This window comes from Chryseobacterium sp. (assembly GCF_041914225.1).
Taxonomy (GTDB): domain Bacteria; phylum Bacteroidota; class Bacteroidia; order Flavobacteriales; family Weeksellaceae; genus Chryseobacterium.
Window position 1 is genome coordinate 13,031 of record NZ_JAYSDT010000023.1, and the last position, 21,163, is coordinate 34,193.

The 21,163-nt window shown below is 35.8% G+C and carries 24 protein-coding genes; 3 read left to right on the plus strand and 21 right to left on the minus strand.

The features are described 5' to 3' along the window. Position 1: 1 nt before the first annotated feature. The 7 genes from ACE3RB_RS11810 to ACE3RB_RS11840 all read right to left on the minus strand — a co-directional run bounded on the left by ACE3RB_RS11810 (position 2) and on the right by ACE3RB_RS11840 (position 8,062). Positions 2 to 1,159: an RHS repeat-associated core domain-containing protein gene (locus ACE3RB_RS11810; RefSeq protein WP_374464392.1), complete on the minus strand. Its 1,158-nt coding sequence runs from the start codon at positions 1,157 to 1,159 to the stop codon at positions 2 to 4. A gap of 189 nt (positions 1,160 to 1,348) precedes the next feature. Then, positions 1,349 to 1,780 (minus strand): hypothetical protein, encoded by a 432-nt coding sequence (locus tag ACE3RB_RS11815; RefSeq protein WP_374464393.1) that lies wholly within the window; start codon positions 1,778 to 1,780, stop codon positions 1,349 to 1,351. After that, a complete protein-coding gene (locus ACE3RB_RS11820) occupies positions 1,777 to 5,286 on the minus strand; it encodes a DUF6443 domain-containing protein (protein ID WP_374464394.1) in 3,510 nt (1,169 codons plus the stop codon). Before ACE3RB_RS11820 ends, ACE3RB_RS11815 begins: the two co-directional genes overlap by 4 nt. Before the next feature lie 9 nt (positions 5,287 to 5,295). After that, the gene (locus tag ACE3RB_RS11825) at positions 5,296 to 6,420 is read right to left on the minus strand and encodes a hypothetical protein (protein WP_374464395.1); all 1,125 of its coding nucleotides are present in this window, start codon (positions 6,418 to 6,420) and stop codon (positions 5,296 to 5,298) included. 11 nt (positions 6,421 to 6,431) lie between these two features. Then, a complete protein-coding gene (locus tag ACE3RB_RS11830; RefSeq protein WP_374464396.1) occupies positions 6,432 to 6,614 on the minus strand; it encodes a hypothetical protein in 183 nt (60 codons plus the stop codon). Between the two features lie 67 nt (positions 6,615 to 6,681). Continuing rightward, the gene (locus ACE3RB_RS11835) at positions 6,682 to 7,290 is read right to left on the minus strand and encodes a hypothetical protein (RefSeq protein ID WP_374464397.1); all 609 of its coding nucleotides are present in this window, start codon (positions 7,288 to 7,290) and stop codon (positions 6,682 to 6,684) included. Positions 7,291 to 7,777: 487 nt separating this feature from the next. Continuing rightward, entirely contained in the window at positions 7,778 to 8,062 is a 285-nt protein-coding gene (locus ACE3RB_RS11840) for a hypothetical protein (protein WP_374464398.1), read from the minus strand. 364 nt (positions 8,063 to 8,426) lie between these two features. Between ACE3RB_RS11840 and ACE3RB_RS11845 the strand changes: the two genes are divergently transcribed. Genes ACE3RB_RS11845 through ACE3RB_RS11855 form a run of 3 tightly spaced genes read left to right on the plus strand, consistent with a single transcriptional unit; the run spans position 8,427 to position 9,981 of the window. Then, positions 8,427 to 9,098: a DUF4197 family protein gene (locus ACE3RB_RS11845; protein ID WP_374464399.1), complete on the plus strand. Its 672-nt coding sequence runs from the start codon at positions 8,427 to 8,429 to the stop codon at positions 9,096 to 9,098. Between the two features lie 40 nt (positions 9,099 to 9,138). Then, positions 9,139 to 9,444, plus strand: coding sequence for a DUF493 family protein (locus ACE3RB_RS11850; RefSeq protein ID WP_002977955.1), 306 nt, complete (start codon positions 9,139 to 9,141; stop codon positions 9,442 to 9,444). A 60-nt stretch (positions 9,445 to 9,504) separates the two neighbouring features. Continuing rightward, on the plus strand, positions 9,505 to 9,981 hold the full coding sequence (locus ACE3RB_RS11855; RefSeq protein ID WP_374464400.1) for a hypothetical protein: 477 nt from the start codon (positions 9,505 to 9,507) through the stop codon (positions 9,979 to 9,981). Between the two features lie 46 nt (positions 9,982 to 10,027). Here ACE3RB_RS11855 and ACE3RB_RS11860 read toward each other — a convergent pair whose 3' ends face one another. From ACE3RB_RS11860 to ACE3RB_RS11925, 14 genes are all read right to left on the minus strand, one after another. Continuing rightward, positions 10,028 to 10,312 carry an arsenate reductase family protein gene (locus tag ACE3RB_RS11860; RefSeq protein WP_374464401.1) on the minus strand — a complete coding sequence of 95 codons (285 nt, stop codon included), beginning with the start codon at positions 10,310 to 10,312 and terminating at the stop codon, positions 10,028 to 10,030. Between the two features lie 151 nt (positions 10,313 to 10,463). Next, positions 10,464 to 11,078 carry a deoxynucleoside kinase gene (locus ACE3RB_RS11865; protein ID WP_002977952.1) on the minus strand — a complete coding sequence of 205 codons (615 nt, stop codon included), beginning with the start codon at positions 11,076 to 11,078 and terminating at the stop codon, positions 10,464 to 10,466. 27 nt (positions 11,079 to 11,105) lie between these two features. Beyond that, positions 11,106 to 12,056 carry a hypothetical protein gene (locus ACE3RB_RS11870; protein WP_374464402.1) on the minus strand — a complete coding sequence of 317 codons (951 nt, stop codon included), beginning with the start codon at positions 12,054 to 12,056 and terminating at the stop codon, positions 11,106 to 11,108. A 91-nt stretch (positions 12,057 to 12,147) separates the two neighbouring features. After that, positions 12,148 to 13,170: a glutaminyl-peptide cyclotransferase gene (locus tag ACE3RB_RS11875; RefSeq protein ID WP_374464403.1), complete on the minus strand. Its 1,023-nt coding sequence runs from the start codon at positions 13,168 to 13,170 to the stop codon at positions 12,148 to 12,150. A gap of 35 nt (positions 13,171 to 13,205) precedes the next feature. Beyond that, positions 13,206 to 13,589, minus strand: coding sequence for a VOC family protein (locus ACE3RB_RS11880; protein ID WP_374464404.1), 384 nt, complete (start codon positions 13,587 to 13,589; stop codon positions 13,206 to 13,208). After that, positions 13,586 to 14,092 (minus strand): GNAT family N-acetyltransferase, encoded by a 507-nt coding sequence (locus ACE3RB_RS11885; protein WP_374464405.1) that lies wholly within the window; start codon positions 14,090 to 14,092, stop codon positions 13,586 to 13,588. Before ACE3RB_RS11885 ends, ACE3RB_RS11880 begins: the two co-directional genes overlap by 4 nt. 3 nt (positions 14,093 to 14,095) lie before the next feature. Further along, entirely contained in the window at positions 14,096 to 14,521 is a 426-nt protein-coding gene (locus ACE3RB_RS11890; RefSeq protein ID WP_374464406.1) for an SRPBCC domain-containing protein, read from the minus strand. Between the two features lie 215 nt (positions 14,522 to 14,736). Next, positions 14,737 to 16,350, minus strand: coding sequence for a Na+/H+ antiporter (locus ACE3RB_RS11895; protein WP_131434879.1), 1,614 nt, complete (start codon positions 16,348 to 16,350; stop codon positions 14,737 to 14,739). Between the two features lie 138 nt (positions 16,351 to 16,488). After that, entirely contained in the window at positions 16,489 to 17,484 is a 996-nt protein-coding gene (locus ACE3RB_RS11900) for a bestrophin family protein (protein WP_374464407.1), read from the minus strand. A 73-nt stretch (positions 17,485 to 17,557) separates the two neighbouring features. Continuing rightward, on the minus strand, positions 17,558 to 18,235 hold the full coding sequence (locus ACE3RB_RS11905; protein WP_374464408.1) for a DUF2490 domain-containing protein: 678 nt from the start codon (positions 18,233 to 18,235) through the stop codon (positions 17,558 to 17,560). Positions 18,236 to 18,536: 301 nt separating this feature from the next. After that, positions 18,537 to 19,226 carry a response regulator gene (locus tag ACE3RB_RS11910; protein ID WP_374464409.1) on the minus strand — a complete coding sequence of 230 codons (690 nt, stop codon included), beginning with the start codon at positions 19,224 to 19,226 and terminating at the stop codon, positions 18,537 to 18,539. Between the two features lie 11 nt (positions 19,227 to 19,237). Further along, positions 19,238 to 20,014 carry a sensor histidine kinase gene (locus ACE3RB_RS11915; protein WP_374464410.1) on the minus strand — a complete coding sequence of 259 codons (777 nt, stop codon included), beginning with the start codon at positions 20,012 to 20,014 and terminating at the stop codon, positions 19,238 to 19,240. Between the two features lie 21 nt (positions 20,015 to 20,035). Further along, positions 20,036 to 20,668, minus strand: coding sequence for a hypothetical protein (locus ACE3RB_RS11920; RefSeq protein WP_374464411.1), 633 nt, complete (start codon positions 20,666 to 20,668; stop codon positions 20,036 to 20,038). 17 nt (positions 20,669 to 20,685) lie between these two features. Next, positions 20,686 to 21,012 (minus strand): hypothetical protein, encoded by a 327-nt coding sequence (locus ACE3RB_RS11925; protein WP_002977940.1) that lies wholly within the window; start codon positions 21,010 to 21,012, stop codon positions 20,686 to 20,688. Between the last annotated feature and the right edge of the window lie 151 nt (positions 21,013 to 21,163).

The window sequence follows — 21,163 nt, forward strand, 5'->3', positions numbered from 1 at the left end:
ATTATTGAAGTCCTTCGAGCCATCTTTTTATCATCTCATTACGAGTAGCACCAGTTGGAGTATTTGTAACGCCTTGACTAGCTTTTTTATAATCGGATTTTACATCTTGAATAAAGTCGTAAGCATTATTTGATGCGGAATATTTAAATAATGTTTTTGGCAATGCAGCTATGCCTAAACCTATACCCAATGAAGCCGCTTCTAATCGATCGACGTCTGTTGCCCCACTAAATGGATTTAATGCAACACCCAATTCCTCTGCTACAAATTTATAATCTGTCCCTATAGCTCTAGTATTTGTAAGTAAACCTTTTGCTCCTGCTATTTTCAAATTATCATATCTTCTATCATGACCAATTGCAGGATATTCAGATAAACGCATTGGAATATAAGTAAAATCATCTAGCCTCTTATCAAATCTGTTTTTGGGATTATTTCCCCCGGGATAAGATAAATAAAATATATTCTGTCCAATAGTAGAAGGGTCATACGTCTTGTTTGAGTTTCCTTTTTTACCTATTAATAAAGCCCTTTCTGAAACACCATCTCCTGGATGACTATCCCCGGAAGATTCTGTTCCTTGATTATAACTCACATAATTGGCTCTGTCATTAATAGCATATGAACCATCACTTTCTTTATTTATAGTACCTTTGATACCATGTGCTTTTCTATACTCTCTTGCCTCCTTTCTAGTTTCAAAAAGTCCCGTAGGATCAGAGTAAGAAATGGGATTATTAAATGCAAATCGATAGGAATTTATAGCTGGGGCTAATTCAGAAAGCCTATCCATTCCTGTAAATCTTCCAATATCTGGCATATAGTGACGGAAATCCATTGCGTACATCCCACTTTCCTGTAGTTCCTTCCCGTTGTACTTGTACTTATATGCTGGATTTCCTGTCAATACATTATATCCCTCATGCTTCAATCCAAACGGATAATAATTACTCTCTTCAATAATCTCTGTTCCTGCTCCATTTTTAGCATAGCTCAATCTGGTATTTCCAAGGTGGTCCGTATAATTATACACATACTTTCCGGTTTCAACATTAAAATATCCTTCTGCTGTTGGGAAGAACTTCAATACTGAATTGGTATACTGGAAGCCATCCAGATAATCGGTTGTTTCTGTTCCAAAAACCTTTCTTACCTTCACCCCGTCTGCTCTGTAAATATAATCTGTTACTTTTGAGTTTTGGCTAATCTTTCCTGGTAAATTTAGATAATTATTTTGGTTGAAAGTATAATCGACTGAAGCAGTTTATAACATAAAAAACCTCCGCTTTTGCAGAGGTTTTTTTTATTTGAGGACATGAGTGAGACGCTCGTGCCAGCGGGGGGGATTTTACTCCCAATCCAACATATTATCAAAAATACTATGGTTATAAATCTTATCATATCCTATCTGATCATAAAATATAAAAGTAATAATTAATGGTTTTTGAAAATAATCTGGGTTATTGTTCTTAATACGATATTGAACATATTTCCTTTTGGCTCCATTGAAAATAGTATCTTTTATTTTTATATTTTCCTTTAAATTTACATCAGAATTGATTTTTTTGTAATTTTTATAGAAAAATTTCTTTTCCATTGATATAACTCCAGGATAAACCTCACTTTCATAAATTAATGATTTATATTTATTTCCATCCTTTTTTTCAACAGCATCTAAAAAAGTGATTACTGTTTTTTTTATTTTCCTTTCAGCCAAAGTATTATTATTGCAAGATGTTAATATAACACTAAACAATATTATTAATAACCACATTCTCATTGTCCCACCTTTTTTAATTTTTCTTTTTGTTGTCTTGCAGCTTCATTTAACTCAGTCCTTTTTTTAACTTCCGGACCATTGCGAACTATAATACCATTTTTTCTCATAATAGTGTTTGCAGTATTGACAATATTAGTTTTTGATTGTAAACTAACTACGGAATTATTTCTTTTATTGATATCTTTTGGTAAAGAACCATCAAATATATAATTAGTAATTTCTGTTTTAGTTTTATTATCTAGTTTTAAATCAGCTTTATTGACCACACTTAATGCGGTTTTCATATCCTTAAACTCTCCTGTTAATTTATCCATATAATTAACTGCTTTTACATTTTTATCGGTAGCAACCATCCCTTTCACTCCTTCGATTCCTTTATTTACAACGTTATATAATTCTAGAATACCTATAACTCCTTTAAATGAAGATGAATTCTCTGCTCCTTTTGCCGCCGAATTTGTTGGATACTCTTCAGCTGTCATTAATTCTGGATCAGGAGTAGAAGGTTTATAATTTAAATAAGACATATAATCTGGTAATTGCTCTTTTGTATATACATCATATTCTGTCATACCTATTGATGTTATTAAACCTCTTTCCTGCAATAGCTCAGCTCCTTCTAATTCTTTACCTAAACCCATTTTATTTTCCTGAAACGCATAAATAGAATTGTATTGAAATTTCTCTGAAAGCGGATCAACATTGAAAAATCGTCCTAAATCAGGCATATAATTTCTCCACTTAAAACTATACCAACCATTTTCCTGCAATTCCTGCCCTTGGTATTTGTACTTATATGCAGGATTTCCTGTTAATATATTATATCCCTCATGCTTCAATCCAAACGGATAATAATTACTCTCTTCAATGATCTCTGTCCCTGCTCCACTTTTAGCATAACTTAATCTGGTATTTCCAAGATGGTCTGTATAATTATATACATACTTTCCGGTCTCAACATTAAAATATCCTTCTGCGGTTGGGAAAAACTTTAATATTGAATTAGTATACTGAAAACCATCCAGATAATCGGTTGTTTCTGTCCCGAAAACCTTTCTCACCTTCACTCCGTCTGCTCTGTAAATGTAATCCGTAACTTTGGAGTTTTGGGTAATCTTACTCGGTAAATTTAGATAATTATATTGGATGGAGGAAATTCCTTTATCCAATTGGGTGGTCATATTTCCATTGACATCATAAGTAATGGTGCTTCCTGTACTTCCTGATGCTAAAGGATATCCACTGATGGCATTTCCGGTTCCGGTTTCTTTTAGATAAGATAATTTATTACTTTGTTCCCCATTTTCATAATGGTATTCCAGATTGTCCATTACTTCTGGTGCTGTATATCCCGGGAGTTGTCTTCCTCTTCTTAAAAGCGTTTTTATGTTTCCGTTAAGATCGTAAGTCAACTGCTCATGATATTCTCCTCTCTCCAAATTCATAGCATCCCAGAAGCGTCCTTCTTTAAGTCGGTTAAGAGCATCGTATTCGTAGGAGTAATTTCTCAATACCGCATCGTTTTGGGTAATCCATGACATCTGGGAAATATTTCCATTATACCTCGCAGAACCAGAAAACTGGCTGTTTGGATTATTATAACGCAGTTCGTATGCGAAAAGTTTATTCTGCAGATTGGAAGGATCATTCACTTTTGTCATCCAGCCTCTGATATTGTAGGCGTACTTTATACTTTGCAGTGGGCTGCCAGTGGTATTTCCTACATTTTTCGTCTGCAGCTGCCCTAGATCATTGTAAAGATTTTCAGCCAGAAGCTCCTGAACCCCTCCATTTACCTGGTTCCAGTGTCTTACGAGTCTTTCCTGATGATCATATTCAAAGGTTTCTTTGATATTTACTTTGGTATCATTTGCAGATCTTTTATGTTCAACAAGGCTATACTCCGGTACACCTGAAAATTTAAGGAAATTCTCGGTCTTCGTGTATCCTCCGAGATGGTTTAAAGAATGGGTAGCGATTGATCTTCCTTTCTTATCATAGTAAGTATAAACTTTTGTCCAGCCATCATTTTCAACATTCTTAGTATAAGAAGCTGTTGGAAGACTTTTCGTACTCACTTCTGAACTCTGTGTGGTCTGAGGCAGTACTTCCTGTCCTAAGACTGTAGTTACTGCCGGAGCTCCCTGAGGATAGGTATCATAATAATTGACAGTCAAAAGCTTATCAACTGCTGTAGGATAAGACACATTTCCATATTCAATACTGGTTCCATTCAGCGTAAAGCTTCCTCCACGGGTTTCATAAGTATCAGCAGATTGGTTATCAATGGTATTCTGTATGGTATTTCTTGGATTGGTATCTTTGGTAATCCCAGTATACACTACCCTTCCGAAACGGTCATATTTCGTAAACATCCATGACTGATCCACTGAAAAATTAGCTATTCCATTTTTGAGAGCAGTATCGCGATACAGAATAACCTGATCTTTTTTGTTATATACCATTTGTTCCAGGCCTTTCCCCGGAAGTTTCTTTTCGACAAGCCTGTTTTTACCATCGTATTTATACTGGTAGCAAAGATGTTCCAGTGCGGAAGCGGAAACTGTTGCCGAAGCCGAAACTAAAGGCGGTATAACAAACGCAAGCTGATCATATTCATTATAGACATAATATGTATCTGCATTTTCTGAAGCACTGATTACTTTTCTTACCAGTAAAGTCTGCCCTCTGCCGTTTTTAAATTCTATGGTTTTATTATTGTCTTCGTCGGTTACCGTATTTTTATACAACTGCGCATCCCCATATGTGCCGGATAATACAAGCTGAGAAGATGTAGCACCATCCACCCATGCGGTAACAGTGGTAAATTTTTTAACCTCGCCTGCCGCATTGGCTTCATATCCAAAAACAACAGGTTTGCTCTGCCAGTCAGTTCCTGGATTTTTCTGATTCAGAATACGGTCAAGCGGAGAATTCTCCAGCGTTTTATGAGTAAAAGGATAAGAATCATTAATGCCGTTAGACTGATAATAACTGTTAGCACTTCCTTCTACTCCAGTCTGGATATTCCCGCTTAATGAAGTCATAGGCACCGGAAGCCAGCTGTCTACCTGCCTTCCAAAATTATCATAAGGAATATGGGTTACAAGATCTTTACCTGTAGGAGTTGATTTAATACTCACAGTCTGTTTCGGTCTTCCCAGGCCATCAAAAAACTGGACACTTTGTATCTGTTGAAGAGATCCGTCTGAAACAGCAGTAGGGACTAAATACTGCCTGGTATAAATATAGTTTTCCGTCATCGGAATATTGGATGCATAATCTACCGTGATAGGTGTATAAGTACCACTACCACCTGAAGACGATCCTCCAATATAGGCCCGGAAGGTTCCATTAGCGGAACTGAACTTGAACCCCGGAAGCATCCGTATACTTTGGGGATCTGCCACTTCAGTATTCGGAGCTGGAGGAGCTGTTAAAACCACCTGTCCAAAGTGATGAATACTCCACAGCAACCCAATGCTTATATATATTTTTTTATGCATTTTTCTATATTAATGGGTTGCATTGGATTTCATCATAAGGAATTGCTCTTTCAATTGTTTAATTTCGGAAACAACATTTTTAAGGTCAGAATTTTCTCCTTCTAATTTCTGTATTTTTTCCTGTTGGTCTTTTAATTGTCTTTCCTGTTTAATAGCATAGAGGGTAAGCTCTTCAATTTTCTGTAATAATTTGATCTGAAATTCTCCAACGTTTACTCCTTCTTTTTCCATCACCTTTGCAGAGGCTATTTCAGGAAGGTGCTTTTTCTCTTTAATATGTTTAGCAACCTCTTCCAGATTAGGAAGGTTATAGTTTTCTTCAAATACAAAATCAGCTGTTGGAGTTAGAGTTACTTTAACTTCTTTGGCTTCAAATTTACCCTGTAGTGATGTATTCCCGTTGATATTAATTCTCATGATCTCATTCAGTGTTACAGGAGAATCAATGGGTACCTGCTGAGAAGATGTGGTTAAAAAACTAAATCCTTCATTTCCCACAGTAATAGCTGTTTTTGCAAGACTTGCTTCCCCGCTGCTGGATAACCAACCTACATTTGCTCCGTCCGCTTTTACTCCAAAACTCATGTAGGAAGATGATGAACTTCGTAATGATCCCCAATTATTCAGTGATCCTTTCACGTATCGTATAGCAAATGCATTGATCCCTAATGCTGAATCTGTAGCTCCTGCTACAATATTCCCTAAAACATCCAGTTTTTCTCTGGGCTGTGGACTTCCCAATCCAACATTTCCATTGTAAAGGATTGAAAGTCTTTCAGCCATATTGGTTGCATTGGTATTATCATTAAGTAAAATAGAAAATTTCGACCCGTATATATTTCCTGTTTCTTCAGTAGCAGTGATTCTTGCCTTAGGAGAATTAGAATACCCTGTAAATTCTAATGTGGGATATTTAGGACTAGCAGATGTACCACTTGCTCCTGCGGTTGAAATTGTTATCTTACCTCCGTTTTGGTTACCCACTTCTAAGTTAGAATGTGGATCATAAACCCCAATTCCTACGTTAGTTGACGCAGGTGTAGAGGTTTTACTGACGGCACCTGAAGGTGTATATAATTGTGCAAAAGACAATTGAGTGGCTAAAATTCCTGCAATGACGATTATTTTTTTCATAATTTAAGTTTTTATTGTTTATAATTATATTTGAATTCTTTTAATAAGTTTCCGGTCTGGTTGTTTTCTCTGATTTCTTTAAGCCTGTTGGCTGAATCATAAATATATACTTCCCTGATTCCGGATGGAGGCGTGATGCTGCGAACGCCAATTAACGGATCATATGTGTATGTTGTGATCTGATAGTTTGGCAAACTATTTCTGAATGTATTGAGTACTGATAAAAGTGAGGTTTCATCATTATTTGATAAAGCCTGAGCATCAGAATCGGATAATTGCAGATATTAATCCCGAAACCTGATCATATTTCGCTCCTTCTATCTTAGCAATAGGCTGAGTTTCATTATATCCCCAAATTATTGTGACAGGAACACCTGCTTTTGTAGTATACTGTTGCAGATTGCCTTTAGTATCATATTTATCAAAGATCACTTCTTCAGTCTGATTATTACTTTGAATATCATAAGACAGTACAGAACTTGGGAATAAATTGGCAGGATTGTCATATCTTGTTTCATTCTTAGAAATAATTTTTCCTGCATCTGTTAAATTTTGTTTTTTTCTTACGATCGTTTCCAATGGAATCCCAATTATATGAGCATCTATTAGTTTTTGGTTATTCTTTTCGTGAGCGTAGTTATAGCTCGTCTCACTTATTATATCATCAGGAGAGGTTACTATTTCTTTTGTTAACTGATAGTGAGATGGATTGGTATATTCATATCTAATTACTGTTGTAGGTTCTTTTACATTTCCATTATTGTATAAGTATTGCTTTATTATTTTTGTATCTAGTACTCTTTTTCCAACAGAAACATAATCATTAAAATATAAAAACCTATTTGGGTTATTATCTAAGTATCCAGACACTTGTCCTTGCGCACATACTGGACTCTGATATTCAGAATCTTTTTCAAAAATATTAAAATTCCTAATTCTATTTTCTATAAGATCTATATACTTATTTTCTTCAGAATAAGTTGGCAGAAACTGAATATTTTCCTTTTTATAATCGATTTTTTTTAATAAGTTACCTTTTTTCCATTTTGGATATATAAAAGTGTTATATGTTTTATAATAATTAGCTGATGGTAGAAAATCAATTCCTTGCGAAGAATAAAAATATTCAGTTTTCCCTAAGCTATTCCCTATATTATTCTGATCTTCAACATACTCTGTTACTTTATCGTAATAAACGGGTGCCCCATTATTATATCCTAATTCTACTAATGGATTCGTATTTAACCAAACCTTTTCTTTATGTTCAAATCCCGCACAAATTCCCGTTAATTTATTGATTGCCTCAAGTTCTAAAGATTTGTAATAATTTTCTAATTCATACGGATTAGATATAATTTTACCTTCCCGGGGTACCGGAATTCAGAATCTGCACACCAGACAACTTACCTTGAATTGAGCTTATTGGGTTAGCATTCGGTTTATCAGCAAGATCTTTTGCAGAAACCATTCCGATGCTTCCCGTAACGTTTTCTTTTTTCTGAGATCCATATCCGATCAAAACTACTTCCTCAATCTTCTGCTCTTTGGCTGCAGTGTCTTTTGGAGTAGTCTGAGCATTGACGTTCATACCGAAGTATACAACAGCAATGAGACATGAATACTTTAAATTACTTTGTTTCATATAGTTTCAATTTTATTCAAATAAATTCACATTTGTACCTGTCTCTAAATAGTGGAGTTATTTAAAATCTCAAAAAAAGACATTAGCCAAAAATATAAAAAATATCCAACAATGTTAAATTATCTTAAACATTTAAAAATTACTCGGTTTTATTAAATGAAAAATGACAAATAATTAAATTTTATAATTTTATATTTAAAATTACTATCCTTTATTCATCATATCTTTAAATGATAATTTAACATTTCTGACACAATATTCACCGAAATATGTACTCAATTTAATATTTTGTTAAATAGAGAATAGTAATTACCTTTGGTGCGCTTTTTGACAAAAGCATTTAGAAATAGATAATAAAAAGATAATGAAAAAATATATCATTGCAGCCGCTCTTATCATCGGTACCGGTGTTGTTATTACCACCAGTGTTCAATCTTGCACAACATTGGCCACATCCGATATGGGGCTGTCTATAATTAAAAGAATCCTGCTTAATGGTATTGATAAAGGAATGGGAATCTACAGTAATAAAGAAGCATTTCTGCAGAATAATATGGTAGACAAAGCCCTTCCTAAAGAATTGAGAGACATCAATACTACCCTGGAGAAGATTGCCCCTTCCCTGGTAGCAAAAGAAAGAGATTATATTGCTCAGGCAGCGGCTTATACCGTTACTACTTCAAAACCTATTTTGCAGGATGCTGTAAACAGCCTGAACGCTCAGGATGTAACGCGAATTATGCAGGGAACTACGGCTACTCAGATTCTGAAGGAAAAAACATCCCAGCAGCTTATTGCAGCCATTGCTCCTAAAGTAGATGAAAAACTGAATGAATACGGGGTTGTAAAAACCATTAATACAGCATTATCGGGAAGCAATTTGCTGGGCAGTCTTTTAGGCGGAAATAACAACACAGTCAATTCAGGAGGATTAAGTAAGCTTGCTTCTGAACAACTGGTAAACGGACTATTCAATATCATCGAAGATTATGAGCACCAGAACTCCAAATCCCTGCTTGGGCCATTTGGAAAATAGGGAAATTTTCGTTATATTTATATTATATTAACAATTGCAGATGGATATATTACAAGGAAATCAACACGCAAGCCCTGAGGATTTTTACAAGTCTTTGAGGGAAAAGCTGGAAGATCATCATGATTTTCCGGAGGATTATTTATTTAAATTTATTATTCCTACAGACCAGGCAAAACTTACAGAAATTTACAGAGTTTTTGATGGTATTAAATTTACACTGGGAAACCGCGAAAGCAAAAATGGAAAATACACAGCCTGTAACATTAATGCATTTGTTTTAGATGCCAATCAGGTTGTGAATATTTATAAAGAAGTAGCAAAAATAGAAGGCGTTATTCTATTGTAAAAACAAGACCGTTTCATAGTAATGAAGCGGTTTTTTATTACTTAAGCATAAAAACAAAACATGATGAATATCCAACTGATCCTGTTTACTGTTATTTTAGGGACATCCACAACAGGCTGCATCCACAAAAATAATAGCAAAAACAACACAACAAATATTACCAATACTGTGCAACAGCAAAAGATTGAAAAGATTCAATTAGTAGAAAGAACAAGAGGGTTCAGCAGAAGCATTACCGTTACTCCTTTATCAAAAGAGGCCAATATCAACGAAGAAATCTCGAATACCAAGATAGCCCCTGCGGAATGGAAAACTGTTTCCCAACTGGCTGGAACTATTGACTTATCCAGAATATCAGAACTGAAATCTCCCACTACAGGCAGACATTCTGATCAGGCAATGATAGCATCCATTATCATTACTTCTGATGGAAAAGAATATACTTCTTCGGACTTTGATTCCGGACGCCCTCCAAAAGAATTAGAAGCTTTATATAATGCGGTAAACGGACCCAGGAAAATGGATTCCAATAAATAAAAAATCCGCTCTTTTAAAGAGCGGATTTTTTATTTATTAAATTGATTTATTTTTCAATAAAGAACTTTACATTTTCAATAGGCCTTCCCAGCATTGCTACTGAACCTTTTACCAGAATGGGTCTCTGTATCAGAGATGGATTTTCAGAAAGGATCTTTATCCATTCTTCTTCCGAATAATTTTTATCGACATAATTTTCTATATACAGCTTATCTGTTTTACGGATGATATGAAAAACACTTTGATTCAGTTTTTTCAATACTGTTCGGATCTCCAGCATACTTAACGGATCTTCAATAATATTGATGATCTCGAAAGGCACCGTTTTCATCAAGATACTCTAAGACAGCATTTGACTTTGAACAGTTTCCGTTATGTAAAACTTTAACTACCATGATATAATTATTCAAAAAATAAATTTGACCTAAACAAATTTAAAAAGAATTACACTGAGTCTCTCTTAATGTACTGATAAAAATATGTTAAAACAACCCGTGAAGTTCTGCCTCAATTTTCTCCAGAATGAATCCAAAATCTTCAGGTTTTTCAACGAAATCAAGATCATCTACCTCAACGATAAGAAGTTTTCCTTCTGTATAATTGGAAATCCATTTTTCATATTTCTGATTCAGCTTTGAAAGGTATTCAATACTGATAGACGCTTCATATTCACGGCCTCTTTTGTAGATTTTTTTAACCAGGTTGGGAACATCTGACTTTAAATAGATCAAAAGATCCGGAGCGGATACAAAAGACTTCATCAGATCAAAAACCGATGAATAGTTATTGAAGTCCCTGTCTGAAAGAAGATTCATATCATTCAGGTTTTCAGCAAAAATATGGGCATCTTCATAGATCGTACGGTCCTGAATAATATTTTTGCCACTTTCTCTGATTTCCTTTACCTGACGGAATCTGCTTCCCAGGAAATACACCTGTAATGCAAAACTCCATTTGCTCATATCTGAATAAAAATCTTCCAGATAAGGGTTATGATCTACATCTTCAAATTGTGCATCCCATCCGTAATGCTTGGAAAGCATCGTTGTCAAAGTTGTTTTTCCTGCTCCGATGTTTCCTGTAACTGCAATATGCATAATATTCTTTTTCCTTGTATTTACTGATTAATTGATAAGTTTTTCGATAGCCTCAGTCTGAACTTCGGAAATTTCTTCAATCAATTTCTGTAAGGTATTGTCTGAAGGCTTCTCTGCCGTATTTTCATCTGGCTTTTCTACGGGTTTTTCCGTAGGCTGCTGCAGAGATTCCGGCTGAGCTTCCAGCTGTTTTTGCTGTTTGGCTTTCTTTACTTTTTCAAGGCTGTAAAGATAGAGTTTGTTCCCTTTGATTGCAAAATAAGAGAGTATGTTTTTATCCACAATTTGTGCATCCGGATCTTCGAAAATAGTCGTCATTCCTTTTTCAGGAACGTATTGTGAGATGAAATTACCGGCGACAACCATGATGATATCATTCTCTCTCCGAAAGCGTTTTCCGTTTTCCAAAGGGGCTTCGAAAAGTTTTTCAAACTTAAGGCTGTAAATCCGGATATGTTTTCTCGTTAAAATATAGACCTTATTTTCATAAACCAGCATATCCATCAGATCTTCAAAGCTGATGTCAAAAGGATAAGAATTAATGGTGGTATCATTCCTGAAATTGTACTGTATCAAACGTTTTGTACTGTCATCCAGAAGCCACAGCTGCTGCAGATCTTCGGCATAAGCCATTCTGATGAACCCGAATTTCTGTTTAAAATCCAGCCGTTGAATCTCATTCATATTCTGATCCACAAATTTCATTTCCTGGGCATTTTCAGAAAACAGCGGCACATTCAGCGGGTTTTGTACTGTCTGCACTTTGTACGGAACGGTAAGCATCATTTTTCCAATCTGCTTTCCCAAAGAATCATATTTGGTAAAACTGAAATCTTTGTTTTTATAGATGTACAGATTTCCGTAGTCATCGGCAAGCAGATCCTTTGCTTCCTTTAATTTCAAAGTATCCAAAGGAAGAATATTCTGCGCCGAAGCCGTACAGAAAAGGAAAATCAATATCAGATATAGTAATCTCAAAATTCTTTTTTACTAAAGATAGCGTTCCCTTAGGAACGCTACCAATTTACATACTTTATTTTATTCAAATGAAAATTATTACTAAACTTTCTTATTTAATAAAAACTTCATAAATCTTTGGCCAATTCTTACCGGTCACCAGCATATTATCTCCTTTGAAAGCAATTCCGTTCAGGACATCATCACTTCCTTTAGTATTTTGTTTTGCAATTTCTGTGAAATCAAAAGTTCCCACCACTTCTCCGTTTGCCGGGTTGATTTTCAAAATAATGGGTTTCTGCCAGACATTTGCATAGATAAAGCCATTGTGATATTCCAGTTCGTTTAACTGATCATATGCCTGGGAGCTTCCGGCAACAGCGATATACTTAATTAATTTGGAAGGATCATTAGCATCAAGGAAATATAAAAGTTTACTACCGTCAGAAGCAATAAGGTTTTTCCCGTCGTATGTCAGTCCCCAGCCTTCACCCAGCACATTTGGATAAGCAAATTCCGAAAGCAGCTTTAAAGAGTTTTTATCATAGATGTATCCTTTTTTGCTCTGCCATGTGAGCTGATATACTTTGTCTCCCACAATGGTACTTCCTTCAGAAAAGTCTTCCTGAGCCTGCTTTGTGGAAGCAAGAGGAGTTGTTGTTCCTAACGTGTACTTTAAAATCTGGGAAGATCCGTTCTGCCCGTCACTTTCATAGATGGTATTTCCTTCGATCTGGAATCCCTGTACAAAGTTTTTAGGATCATGAGGATATTCCGCTACAATCTGATAAGAAATATTTTTTTCAGGATTTTTTGCAAATACATTAATGGTTGCATCCTGATTCAGGACTTCGCCTCCTTTTGTTTTAATATTGAACGTTACAGCATTATCACCTAATGTAAAAAATTTAGGATCAATGGTAAGGTTTGTTGTTTCTTTATCTCCAAAGCTGATGGTTACGCTTTCTGCATTTTCTGTTACCTCTTTCGGAAGCTCGAGCTTATCTCCGAAATGGTATCCCTTCGCTTCCATTGAAGTATTATAAGTGTTTAATGTATTAAGAATCTCTTTATCCTTATTACAAGACGCCAATAATAAAATCGCTGCGAAACCCGCTATTATATTTTTTTTCATTGAATTTCTAAATATTTCTCCAAAAATAGCAAATTTTATTCCGTATTGCCAATATTATCTGCTGCTTCACCAAATTGTAATATATAACCGTTATTATCATAGATCGCAAATTCTCTCATTCCCCATTCAAATGTTTCAATCTCATAGCAGATTTTGGCTTTTGTTTTAAGGTCTTCCCAAAGGTCATTTACATTATTCACATTGAAATAGAACGAGCCGGAAAAACCGATTGCAGCAGCAGCTTCATGCTGATTGGGCTGAGAAAGCATCAGGTATATATCATCTTTACGGAGAGATGCCCACTGCCAGTCATCATTTCTACCCATAAGCGTAAATCCGAGGACACGCATATAAAATCCTATGGTTTCATCAATATTTTCCGTCCATAAAACAGGTCTTAGTGCGGTAAACTGTGTCATGATTCCTGTAATTCAAAAGTATTTCTGTGGATTTTCATGTTCAGGGAAACCCATGTTTCTTTATCTATCTTTGCTTCGCTTTTTACCTCAGGATCGAAAGTAAAACCTACTTTCCGGTAACATTCAATAGCTCCGGTATTCCAGTCGTAGACATTGAGTTCTGCTGTTTCTCTATCAAAATGGCTGAAGCCATATCTCAGAAGTTCATGCATTACTTTTTTGCCATACCCTTTCCCCCTGTTGTTCTCATCCCATATCAGAATTCTTCCCAACAGAAAAGTCTTCTCTTTTAAAAATATCTGGGCATGCCCGATTGTATTTCCGGCCTGGTCTGTGATTTTAAATAAAGTTCTGTTTTCGTCAGACAAATCCTTTTCCAGCTGTTCTGCTGTAAGAGGAAAACGGTATACAGGTCCGGCAAACTGAAGAAGCATTCTTTCGTCTTTTATCTTTGAAATCAGTAGTGGAGCATCCTCTATCGTAAAAGGGTGTAATGTGACCATTTTTTACTTTTCTAAATATTCTTTTAAACTCTGTCCCAAGATCGTATTCCAGCCTTCTGTAAAATTTTCTCTTGCAAAACCTTCTCCTAAGTCCTTAAAGTTTTCAATATCTTCGTGGATCAGCTTTACAAGGGTTTGCCCGTCTTCAGGCTGCAGTTCCCAGGTTACCATTGTTTTCTGATCTGAAAAATCAGGATAAGCCCAGGAATGTTTTAATTTATGATTGGGAATCACTTCCAAAATCTCACCCTGATGGTGATATTTATTGGCTCCTCCAGGCTCAAAGAAGTTGAATTTCTTACCTGTTTCCAAAACAAAATCCTGGATATCAAAATACCAGGATTTCATTTCATTTTTATCGGTCAATGCTTTCCAGACTTTTTCAACCGGAGCATTTATTGTATACTGAACTGTGATGGGTGTGCTCATATTATAAATTTAATATGTTTAAATGTACACATTTTGTAATATTCAACCACAAAAGTCACAAAAGTTTTTAAATAATCAAGCTGTTTTAAAGTTTAAGCTTCTACTCTTGAGAAGCCCCCTTAAGTCCTTAAAATCCGGGGATTTTTGTGATCTCTCCACCATTCGGGCTTATTCCAGTCTATATTCTTTTGTGACTTTTGTGGTTTATCTTTTAATTATCCATGTGAAAAGCCGGTAATCTTCGCTTCATCAAAATCCAGCTGCATTTCAATACTTCTCATCACATGATCATCAAATATTTTTTCTCTTTTCATCCGGTGCAATTCGTTTCTCTGCGCCTGGATGATCTGCCGTAAGACATCCTTATTTTCATTGATTGCCGACACATAATCTCCTGTGGAGGCCATGCATTGGGCTTTGTCTGCCATCAGCATCATTTCATTTTCCAGTTTGTGTTTCTGATGACGTACCAGGCTGTTGGTTACCGTTAATTCAGAAAAGTCATTATCCAGCTTGTGTAGTGCCGTTTCCTTCAGTTTACGCATAAGAATAACTTCCTGTTTTTCTTCCGGTAATTCACTTCCGGCATCCTGGATATTCAACAGTTTTAAAATCGGGCTAAGCAATAATCCCTGTCCTACCAGGGTAATCAATATAATAACGAAAGTTACAAATAGAATAATATTTCTGTGCGGGAATGCCTCTCCGTTTGGCAGAAAGGCAGGAATTGATAAGGCTGCGGCCAGTGAAACAACTCCCCTCATTGCAGCAAAACTGATAATGAACGGTTCCCGCCAATCCGGTTTAGGAACTTTTAACCTTAATTCTTTGGAGCAGACTCTTGGAAAATACATCAGTGCATAGCTGTACAGGATCCTTGTTCCGATAATAGCACCTCCAATAACTACACTGTAGAAAATACCTTCAGAAATGGTATATTCTTTCATTCCTTCCACTACAATAGGAAGCTCAAGACCAATCAGGATAAAGATGATGGTATTCATCAGGAATATGAGTACACTCCATACGTTCCCAGACTGAATCCTTGAAGTATGGCTTAAATAACAGTGTGAATTATAAGACATCAATAATCCTCCTGCAACAACAGAAAGCACTCCTGAAAAATGAAAATGCTCTGCACCCACATACATAATGTAAGGTACAATCAGGGTAATAATGGTATCTATATTGGAATTGGTCGGGATAACTTTTAATAAAGCACCAAACAGGAAACCTACTGCCACTCCCACTGCAATTCCGCCGATGGCCATCGTAAAGAAATCCTGAACGGCATCTCTCCAGATAAACTGTCCGGAAATAACGGCCGCCAGAGCAAACTTAAATACAATTAAACTGGATGCGTCATTAATAAGACTCTCTCCTTCCAGAATATTGGTAATTTTCTTTGGAATTTTCATATGTTTAAGAACCGAAGTGGCGGCAACAGCATCCGGCGGTGAATTCACTCCTCCCAGCAGGAATCCCATGGCTACGGTAAGCCCCGGAATGATGGAAGACGAAAGGTAAGCCACCACTATTGAGGTTAAAAATACCAATCCGAAAGCCATCGAAAAAATCTGTTTTCTCCATTTATGAAAATCCTGCCATGAGGTAAACCAGGCTGCTTCAAACAAAATAGGTGGCAGGAAGATCAGGAAAACAAGATCAGGTTCTATTTCAATACGTGGCATTCCCGGAACAAAGCTTATCAGCAATCCTGCAATTACAAGAAAAATCGGATAAGCAACTTTTAATTTCTGGCCGATCATTACCAATATCATCACAGACAGCAGTACTGCAATGGATATTATAACATAGCTGTGAATCATTTTAAGTTAGTTTTTTTAAGTGTTATTTTTTATTTTGGGATATCAATATTTATTATTATCCAAACCTTATAGGTTTTTAAAAACCTATAAGGTTTAATTCTATTCAAGGTTTAGACTTTTCTTTACAACCGGAAAGAATTAAAGCACAATATTATTCTTCGGAGCAATGGCTGGCGGAAGATCAGATTCATCCAGCATATCTCTCATATCGATTTCAATGGTACGGCTGATTTGAGTAATCGGAACATCATTGGGACTTCCTTCAAAAGGATTAACCGAAGCTTCTCCTACACTGTCCAGGGTGTGGAAACACCAGGTCACCAATAAAGAAAATGGAATATTAAACCATAAAGTCCATCCTTCCACCATAGTTCCGTCACCCAGTTTATCGAATTCCTTCAATAAACCAAAAGGCACAAAGACAATGAATAAAAGCAAAAGATAAGTGGTGATGGAAGAGAAATTTCTGGGATATGGAAAGTTTTTAATTCTTTCAGCTTTTCCCTGATTATCGGTAAATTTTACCAGCTGCTGGTTAATCTGCGTCCATTGAAAATCATTGACCGTCCCTTTTTCATAAGCTTCTGACAAAGCCTTGCTCTGGCTGGCCATCAATTGTGTAGCCCTGTTCTTTTTGCTCAAAATATACTGAAGTTCGGGCTCAGAAAGGTATTTTTTCAATTCCTCATCCAGTCTGGAGAGTCTTTCCGGAATATCATACTTTTTGGCATATTCATCAAACTGATCCGTACCCATGTTTTCCCATGCTCTGGGTTCACGAAGCTGGAATCTCAATGCAGTAAGCCATGCATAATGGCGAAGAAACATTTCTTTGACTTTAACTGAATCTTTAGAAAGCAATGCATCTCTCAGAATATACCCAAAGCTGCGGCTGTCGTTAATAATGGCCCCGTAGATCTGTCTTGCTTCCCAGAGTCTGCTGTAGTTTTTAAATCCAACGATAAAGGCAACCGCTGTTCCCATGATTGCAATCGGCTGCCATGGAACGGAAAGAAACTTCCAGCCCAGAAAGTACAGGACTGTAGGGATTACTGATAATACAATCAGAGCGTAAATACTCCGTCTGGTCCAGATAATGAACTCCCGGGCTCCGAATCTTTTTCCTGAATGCATAAGTGTTTATTTTTTGTGTTTAATTTTTTATTTCAAATAATGGTTTTCATCAGGGCATTCAGCAGCAGCTTCATTAGTTTTTAGTAAACGGAATATTATTGTAAAAACCAATCTGAATCTGTCCCCGGTTTCGGTTCTCCTGAATCTGATTCATATACCCTGCTTCAATCCTCATATTTTTGTTGATGACATATCCTAACGCTCCATAAACTCTGTTCCTGTCGAAAACAGGATTGTTGAAATGCAGGAAAATTTCGTTATATACTGAGGCATAAAGCGTTTTTGGCAGCATTTCTTTTTGAGTAATCGGAATATTCAATCCAATCATATAGCGGAATCTCATCCGGAAATCATCTTCCAGAAAACGTTCTTCCAAGCGGTAGCGGTGCTGAAGATAGAAACGACCAAATTTCTGTTTGGTAATATACTGCTGGAAAATCCTGTGCTCAATATTCTCCCTTTTCTCACCGTTTACATAGGGCTGGCTGAGAATGAAGCCATATCCCAGTAAAACATTGTTGTTATTTTCTGTAAGATCATACCCGATTCCTGTACGGATAAGTAATTGTTCAAGGTCTCCAACAGCATCGAAATTACGGTACTGAATTTCATTGTGCCAGTTCAGCTTCTTACTGATCCTGTTATTTCCGAAATACATATACCATGCTCCCAGATCACTCTTTTGAGCCAATGTCAATACGGATCCAAAACTTAATACTGTGAATGCCAACTTCGTAAAAACCTTTCTCATACCTATCAATTATTATTATCTATCGTTTTTAACAAAATTAATACTTTAAATCAATAATAGCAGACAATATTTAATACCATGACAGAAAGAGACTTTTCTTTTGTATCTGATTTATATAAGAAGCAGGTGGGATTTTGCCAGAATATCACTCATGATACAACTTTTTGAACAGCAGATTTCATCCTTTTGTATTTTTCCGACTGCTACAATGTAAGTTTTTTAAATTATAGAAACGTAAAAACTCAATGAATCGAAATATAAAAGGATGCTAGGGTTTTTAGTAGAATAATTCTATGAATGCTTATTCGAAGCGGTCTTTTAAGTAGTTCATATCTGCAATTTTACTTTCTATGGCATATACCACCAATCCTGCCGTATTTTTGGCTCCGGTTTTCAACAAAAGACTGTTGCGGTGTCCTTCAACGGTTCTGGAACTTATAAAAAGCAGGTCTGCAATTTCGGCAGTGTTATATTGCTTACAGATCAGTTCCAATACTTCTTTTTCTCTTTTGGAAATATGATTGGCATCAAAGATACTGGAAACCTTCTTTTTAGGTTCTGTAAGATTCTGATGTAATGCTTCCATTACTTCATTATTATAAAAGAAACCTTTACTATATACTTCCCGGATTGCAGTAAGTAATTCGGCGGGGCTTGAGTTTTTTTTAAGAAAGGAACAAGCTCCCGACTGTATCATATTGACGATAAATGCTTTTGTATTATAGCTGGTTAATGCAATGATTTTGATCTGGGGATATTTGATATGAATTTGTTTGGTAGCCTCTACCCCGTTTATTTCCGGCATATTAAGATCCATCAGAATGATATCCGGCAGTTCCTGAAGAGCTATAAGCGCATCCAGCAGTTCTTTCCCGTTACTGAATTCGCCCACCAGTTCAATGTCTTTTTCCCTTTGTATCAGCAATGAAATCCCCTGACGAAACAGTGCTTCATCGTCTACAATTGTTACACGAATGATATCTTTTTCCATCTCATCAATATTTAAAATGTAAATTCTACAGTGGTTCCTTTATTATTTTCACTTTCAATTTTCAGTGTTCCATTGATCAGTTCTACACGGCTTCTGATATTTCGCAGGCCCAGTCCTCCTTTCAAGGTATTTTCATCAAGATTAAATCCTTTGCCGTCATCTTTATAAATACAGGTGTTTTTTCCGTTTTTTCCCAAAAATTCTATATCAATATGGGTACTTTCACCATGCTTTATGGAATTATTGATAAGCTCCTGAAGTATTCTAAAGATATGTAAATTTTTTTCATCTTCTGCTTTTGCAAAGTACAAACTGCTGGAGTAGGTAACCTGCAGGTTTTTGGACAAGTTAATTTCTGAACACAATGCATCTATGGCAGCATGAAGTCCAAATTTTTCCAAAATGGGAGGCAGCAGATCGTGAGAGATCTGTCTGGCACTTTCGGCTGTTTTGTTGACCAGATGTATTATTTTATTTTTCAGCTCATTATATTCTTCCCTGGGCAGATTATCAAAATCCAAAAGATGGATATTTAAAGAAACCACACTCAGTTTTGAACTGATGTCATCATGCAGATCCTGAGCAATCCTAAACCTCTCTTTTTCCTGAGCGCTTATAATAGCATGGGTAAGGTCTTTCTCATACCTGAGTTCAAGTTCTTTTTTCTGAATAAGATTTCTCGTTATTTTCTTGTTTGAAAAATAATAAAATATGATCAGCGTAACGGCCAGTAAAGTAAATGCCAGAAAGGTATAAACGATAGTGGAAATAATTGTATTTTCATTCATTTTGTAAAATCATAACAGTAATTACACATTTTTTCTACGGGAAGAAAGATATTCTGCCAGAATAAAAATCTGGTACACAATAAACATAACAACATTGAAAACCCATATCTCTTTATGCAGCTTCCTGTTCATCACCGTATACAGATTTCCGGACAGAAATATAACCGTACTGCTTATGAGATACAACAAAAGTCCCAGGCTTATATAATTGTATTTCTTCTGAGTATCCAATATATTATACAAATGAAATAATGCCAGAATTATAATTGAATAAGAAGTGACAAAAATTTCAAACAGATTAAAAACATAATATTTTTCCGGATCTGTCATATACTGTATGATGAGAATAACAGGAATGGTAATTAAAAGAATACGTGCTGCTTTTTTCTGATACTTTTCCGTTAAAATTTCATGAAAAAACAATCCCAGCAGTAAAAACTGACCTATCAGATAATAATGTGAGAAAAACAGATTATTAATCTTCCGGGAATTCAGTACATAGAATACGATTTCACAAATTAATATCCAGGCCAGATAACTGATGAAAAATGTATAGGCTTTTCCGGAACCGGAAAAGCCTATACAGTATACTGCCAGATTAATCAGCAGAATGCCTTTTCCAATTAATGACAATATTTCAATCCAATGATCCAAGATCTCCGGTTTTCAGGTTACAGATTCCACCATTTCTCAGCAGAACATACACTTGGGCAGGGTGTGGTCATATCATATACATAAAATCCGTCCTCATAATTGACAATATCATTCCCATAAGCATCCACTCCTACCATTAAAAACTTAAACTCTCCCTGATCAGTGATCGCATTATATCCGCGATATTGTTCAAAGCCTTTATCCTTGTTGAAAATATCATTTACATCTTGTACAGGAATAATATGTGCTCTTATTGACATCCCGTCAATATCATTTCTATTCTGCCAGTTGCTGATCCATGTTTTAGCATCATCCAATGATACTGCATGCTTAGGTAATTCCATAGTTTTTCTCGTTTTAAATTATATAATAGGTTTAAAAAAAAGTTCCTGCAATTGCACACTACAAGTTATGAAAAAACCAACCATACTATGAAATAAATTTATTTTTCATAACATAATATCCATTTTTCAAAAATATAACAATAACAATGAA

Bases quoted from the DNA above. Each gene is read 5' to 3' on its own strand.
- ACE3RB_RS11910 (WP_374464409.1), bottom strand. From the start codon at position 19,226: ATGGAAAAAGATATCATTCGTGTAACAATTGTAGACGATGAAGCACTG.
- ACE3RB_RS11895 (WP_131434879.1), bottom strand. From the start codon at position 16,350: ATGATTCACAGCTATGTTATAATATCCATTGCAGTACTGCTGTCTGTG.
- ACE3RB_RS11885 (WP_374464405.1), bottom strand. From the start codon at position 14,092: ATGGTCACATTACACCCTTTTACGATAGAGGATGCTCCACTACTGATT.
- ACE3RB_RS11905 (WP_374464408.1), bottom strand. From the start codon at position 18,235: ATGAGAAAGGTTTTTACGAAGTTGGCATTCACAGTATTAAGTTTTGGA.
- ACE3RB_RS11825 (WP_374464395.1), bottom strand. From the start codon at position 6,420: ATGAAAAAAATAATCGTCATTGCAGGAATTTTAGCCACTCAATTGTCT.
- ACE3RB_RS11860 (WP_374464401.1), bottom strand. From the start codon at position 10,312: ATGAAAACGGTGCCTTTCGAGATCATCAATATTATTGAAGATCCGTTA.
- ACE3RB_RS11815 (WP_374464393.1), bottom strand. From the start codon at position 1,780: ATGAGAATGTGGTTATTAATAATATTGTTTAGTGTTATATTAACATCT.
- ACE3RB_RS11840 (WP_374464398.1), bottom strand. From the start codon at position 8,062: ATGAAACAAAGTAATTTAAAGTATTCATGTCTCATTGCTGTTGTATAC.
- ACE3RB_RS11880 (WP_374464404.1), bottom strand. From the start codon at position 13,589: ATGACACAGTTTACCGCACTAAGACCTGTTTTATGGACGGAAAATATT.
- ACE3RB_RS11925 (WP_002977940.1), bottom strand. From the start codon at position 21,012: ATGGAATTACCTAAGCATGCAGTATCATTGGATGATGCTAAAACATGG.
- ACE3RB_RS11855 (WP_374464400.1), top strand. From the start codon at position 9,505: ATGATGAATATCCAACTGATCCTGTTTACTGTTATTTTAGGGACATCC.
- ACE3RB_RS11850 (WP_002977955.1), top strand. From the start codon at position 9,139: ATGGATATATTACAAGGAAATCAACACGCAAGCCCTGAGGATTTTTAC.
- ACE3RB_RS11820 (WP_374464394.1), bottom strand. From the start codon at position 5,286: ATGCATAAAAAAATATATATAAGCATTGGGTTGCTGTGGAGTATTCAT.
- ACE3RB_RS11915 (WP_374464410.1), bottom strand. From the start codon at position 20,014: ATGAATGAAAATACAATTATTTCCACTATCGTTTATACCTTTCTGGCA.
- ACE3RB_RS11875 (WP_374464403.1), bottom strand. From the start codon at position 13,170: ATGAAAAAAAATATAATAGCGGGTTTCGCAGCGATTTTATTATTGGCG.
- ACE3RB_RS11845 (WP_374464399.1), top strand. From the start codon at position 8,427: ATGAAAAAATATATCATTGCAGCCGCTCTTATCATCGGTACCGGTGTT.
- ACE3RB_RS11890 (WP_374464406.1), bottom strand. From the start codon at position 14,521: ATGAGCACACCCATCACAGTTCAGTATACAATAAATGCTCCGGTTGAA.
- ACE3RB_RS11865 (WP_002977952.1), bottom strand. From the start codon at position 11,078: ATGCATATTGCAGTTACAGGAAACATCGGAGCAGGAAAAACAACTTTG.
- ACE3RB_RS11900 (WP_374464407.1), bottom strand. From the start codon at position 17,484: ATGCATTCAGGAAAAAGATTCGGAGCCCGGGAGTTCATTATCTGGACC.